At 42.3% G+C, this 4281-nt stretch carries 4 protein-coding genes; all 4 read left to right on the top strand.

Annotation, left to right across the window (positions count from 1 at the left end; translation table 11 throughout):
- Positions 1 to 57: 57 nt before the first annotated feature.
- The 4 genes from JHD69_RS19145 (at position 58) to JHD69_RS19130 (ending at position 4235) form a co-directional block, all read left to right on the top strand.
- The gene (locus tag JHD69_RS19145; protein ID WP_199141945.1) at positions 58 to 1134 is read left to right on the top strand and encodes a glycosyltransferase; all 1077 of its coding nucleotides are present in this window, start codon (positions 58 to 60) and stop codon (positions 1132 to 1134) included.
- Positions 1131 to 2345 (top strand): O-antigen ligase family protein, encoded by a 1215-nt coding sequence (locus JHD69_RS19140; protein ID WP_199141944.1) that lies wholly within the window; start codon positions 1131 to 1133, stop codon positions 2343 to 2345. Before JHD69_RS19145 ends, JHD69_RS19140 begins: the two co-directional genes overlap by 4 nt.
- A gap of 73 nt (positions 2346 to 2418) precedes the next feature.
- A complete protein-coding gene (locus tag JHD69_RS19135) occupies positions 2419 to 3684 on the top strand; it encodes a DegT/DnrJ/EryC1/StrS family aminotransferase (RefSeq protein ID WP_199141943.1) in 1266 nt (421 codons plus the stop codon).
- An 8-nt stretch (positions 3685 to 3692) separates the two neighbouring features.
- On the top strand, positions 3693 to 4235 hold the full coding sequence (locus JHD69_RS19130; protein ID WP_199141942.1) for a sugar transferase: 543 nt from the start codon (positions 3693 to 3695) through the stop codon (positions 4233 to 4235).
- The last annotated feature ends 46 nt before the right edge of the window (positions 4236 to 4281 follow it).

Here is a 4281-nt window from a genome sequence, read left to right as displayed (position 1 = left end):
CCCCCCCCCCCCCCCCCCCCCCCCCCCCCCCCCCCCCCCCCCCCCCCCCCTTTTTAGATGTGTATAAGAGACAGGTCTGGCGGTGGGGCAGAGCGGGTCTTAAGCAATTTGGCCAACTATTTTAGCCTGAACGGCTACAAGGTAATACTCATTTGTTTAGACCATGAAGAAGTTAAATATAATGTAGAACCCAATATTATTGTAAAAACATTGGTTAACCGCGGTAGCAAAGAGAACAAGTTCAGCCGAATTTACTATGCGTTGGTAACTTTTGCCAAATTAATGCGGGTAATTAGCAAAGAGCAACCCTTGTGCAGCATTTCTTTTATGACCTCTGTAAACCTGTGGACGGGCTTGTGCTGCTGGTTGCTCAATAAGCCTTTCATTGTTTCTGAAAGAACATCGCCACATTACACCTTGGCCAAATTCAATGGGATGACCAAATGGATTGCCTTCAAGATATACAGTAAAGCAAAAAATGTGGTTTTGCCTTCTAAGTCAATGTCGAGCTCACTCCGGTCAATTCCGCAGTTTGAGCACCTCAACAATCTGGTTTCTATCTATAACCCTGTCAATGTTTTTAATGCGCCTTTAAAAAATACCGTGCACCATAAGCCCTTTGTTTTAAGTGTAGGCAGGTTAGACCATGATAAGGGCTTCGACCTTCTGATAGATGCTTTCTATTTATTAAATGATCCAAATATCGATTTGCTAATATCTGGTGTTGGCCCAAGTAAATACCTGTTAAAGAAAAAAGTGGCCAAGTTGGGCTTAAAATCAAAGGTCAAGTTTATCGGCTTTAAAAGGAACCTTCAAGATTATTATGTGCGTGCAGAAATATTCGTACTGGCATCGAGGGTAGAGGGTTATCCGAATGTATTGGTAGAGGCCATGAGCCTAGGTTGCCCGGTAGTGGCAACCGATTGTGATTTTGGACCGGCCGAAATTATTAAACATGGCGTAAACGGTTTGTTAGTCCAGCTCGAAGATGCAAGCGGATTAGCCAATGCCATGGAGAACTTGCTGCATAACCCAACCCTGAGGTCGAAATTTGCTGCAAATGGCAAGTTGATCAATCAAACCAATTCCATAGAGCATATTGCCGAAGAATGGGAAAAACTAATCTTGTTATGATCAGAAAATCTGCTTTTTACGTGCTGTTGCTGCTGTTTATATACGTAACAACATTTAATATTTTTATAACCGGCATATTCAAGGTACCAGCACCACTGATTTTTTTGGCGCCCTTGTTGTTGTTTGATAAAATTAAGGGTACCCCATTTATATATGGTTATCAGCTACTGGTATTCTTTATGGCAGCGGTGCTTTACAAGCTGATAGGAGAGGCCGATATACCCGGGTTCTTTGCCGTTTTGATTACAGTGCTTTGTTTTGCAGTCTTCTTTAATTACGTTATTGCCAACAGCTTCCAAAGAATAACAATTGCCATAGCAATCTTTTATAGCCTGTTGATGCTTTCGGGACTATTGATGTTTATCGATCATCAATATAGCATCGCAAGGCTAAGGTCTTTGCTGGTTGCCGACGATGTTTTGCAAGGCCCCTCCGGAATTGCGACCACCATATTTGCATTTGGCTACCAGATGGCGGCGTTAACTGCATTTTTGTTCAGCGCTGTAATCCTGTTTAAGAAAAATTGGTTGTTTAGCCTCTTGGTAATGTTACTGGCTTTGAGCTTTATTTTTTTTGGTATGCAACGGTCGGTATTCATTGCATTTGGTTTCGTTGCCGTGATGCTGATTGTGTTTTACTACAGAGCCAAATCAATTGTTGTTTTTTGTGCATTGCTAGCCATATTTCTGGTTGGACAAAATTACATCGGTCAATTTTCTGCCGATAAAAAACAACAGAATATTTTCAATAAAAACGAAACCCAATCTGGTCGCAACGAAATGCGTGGCGATTTAATGAGCGAGAACATCGCGGTAATAACCGATTATCCCTTCGGCCTTTTGTTTTATGGCAAAAACTGGAACGATGTGGTTCAGCACAATTTTGTATATAAAAGCGGTACATCGGTAATTACCTCCCACAATGCCTATTTGATGTTTATTACCTACCTGGGGCCATTGCTAGGCATGGTGTTGTTGCTTTTGCTCTATTTAAAAGTCGGTAACATTATAGGGAGGGCATTTCGGCAAATCCACCGAAAGGAAAATGCACTGCTCATTAGCCTAAGCTGTTCTTTTATAGCCATCTCTATTAACTCTTTCTTCCATAACGAATGGTTGCTTGACGGTAGCGGTCCAACACTCTTCCTTTATTTTTCTATTCTTCAACTGGCCAAAATCAGCACTCAAAAAACACTCGTTGTCCATAAGTAGTGCCCATAGCAAACCCCAATCTTCTGCCGCTAAAAGTCTAATTAAATGGTATAAACCTTTTAACCTTATGCACATGAATATTCCATTTTCACCGCCCTACATTGATCAGGCTGTAATTGATCAAGTTCTCGATGCACTAAAAAACAAGTGGATTACCACGGGCCCCAAAGTAAAAGCTTTGGAGCAGGAAATTTTGGAGCTGACAGAAACAGATGCCACGATTTGCGTAAACTCTTGGACTTCTGGAGCTATTTTAATGCTCAAATGGTTTGGTGTAAAGCCCGGCGACGAAGTAATTGTACCGGCATATACCTATTGCGCTACGGCGCTGAGTGTATTGCACTGCGGCGCTAAGCCAATAATGGTTGATGTGCTGGACGATTTTACGATAGACCCCGAAAAGGTGCGCGAAGCCATTACGCCAAAAACAAAGGCAATTATTGCCGTAGACTTTGCCGGATGGCCCTGCAATTACGATTTGCTGAAATCGGTAATCGAAAGTCCAAAAGTGAGGAAGCTGTTTAAACCTCAAACTGACAAGCAGGCCACATTGGGAAGGGTTCTGTTGATTGCAGACGCGGCCCATTCTATTGGAAGTACTTATCAAGGTAAGCCAGCGGCAAAGAAATGCGACATTACCATATTCTCATTCCATGCTGTAAAAAACATTACTACGGCAGAAGGTGGTTGTATCTGTTTGAACCTGCCTGCGGCGTTTAATGCCCAAGAAGAGTATAACTACCTTAAGATCTATACCTTAAACGGGCAGAATAAAGATGCCTTAACCAGGGCCAAAAGCGGGGGTTGGCGCTATGATATTTTGTTTGAAGGCCTAAAAATAAATATGCCCGATATCTGCGCCGCCATTGGTTTGGCCCAGATTAAAAAGTATGTGCAAACCCTGTTGCCAGCCAGAAAGCTAATTGCCAACGAATACCTGAATGGATTTAAGGACCAGGAATGGTTCATGGCGCCCAGCTTGGTTGATAGCGAACGCGAATCTTGTTACCACCTTTTTCCACTACGGATTAAGGGTTTAACTGAATTCCATAGGGATCGGGTTATCGACGATCTTACAGCACTTGGCATAGCGGTAAATGTTCATTTTATTCCCATGCCTATGCTTACCTGCTTTAAAAAACTAGGCTATGAGATGAAAGATTATCCGATGGCCTATCGAAATTATTCGAACGAAATATCACTTCCCATTTATCCCCAATTAACCAAAACAGAAATCCGGTTTATCATCGCTTCGTTGATCAAGGTGGTCAATATCCAGGTTAATTCGATGCAAAACGGAATGGTTGAATCAGAAATGTTAATACCTGTAAGGCTATGAAAATAGATATGAAAAGATTAATTGACGTAACAGGAGCCGGAGTTGGCTTGCTTTTACTGCTGCCGGTTTTTGTACTGATTGCGGTGGCTGTGGCCATTGATACAAAAGGCCCAGTTTTTTTCAAACAACAAAGAGTAGGGCTAAACATGAGAGATTTTCACTTGCTGAAGTTCCGAACCATGTGTGTGCACCAGGCTACCAGCTGTTTGTTAACCATTGGCAATAAAGACCAAAGAGTTACCAGGGTTGGCTATTGGCTTAGAAAATATAAGCTCGACGAACTGCCCCAGCTTTTCAATGTACTAAGAGGAGAGATGAGCCTTGTTGGCCCCAGGCCAGAAGTAAGGAAGTATGTTAACCTGTACGATGAACAGCAGCGTTATGTATTATCCATTAAACCTGGTATTACCGATTGGGCATCGGTCGAATTTTACAATGAAAGCGAACTGTTGGCGCATGCCGAAGATCCAGAGAACTATTACATCCGTCGGATTATACCGGTAAAGATTAGCCAGAACTTGAAATATATAGCCAAACATGATCTCTCTTAGCGTTAGCCAAATGATCTTGAAATCTGTAGAGAGATTACTGTCTCTT

The sequence above is a fragment of the Pedobacter sp. ASV12 genome, from assembly GCF_016429155.1.
Taxonomy (GTDB): domain Bacteria; phylum Bacteroidota; class Bacteroidia; order Sphingobacteriales; family Sphingobacteriaceae; genus Pedobacter.
Note: the sequence above shows the minus strand (reverse complement) of the source record. Positions and strands in the feature narration are given on the sequence as shown.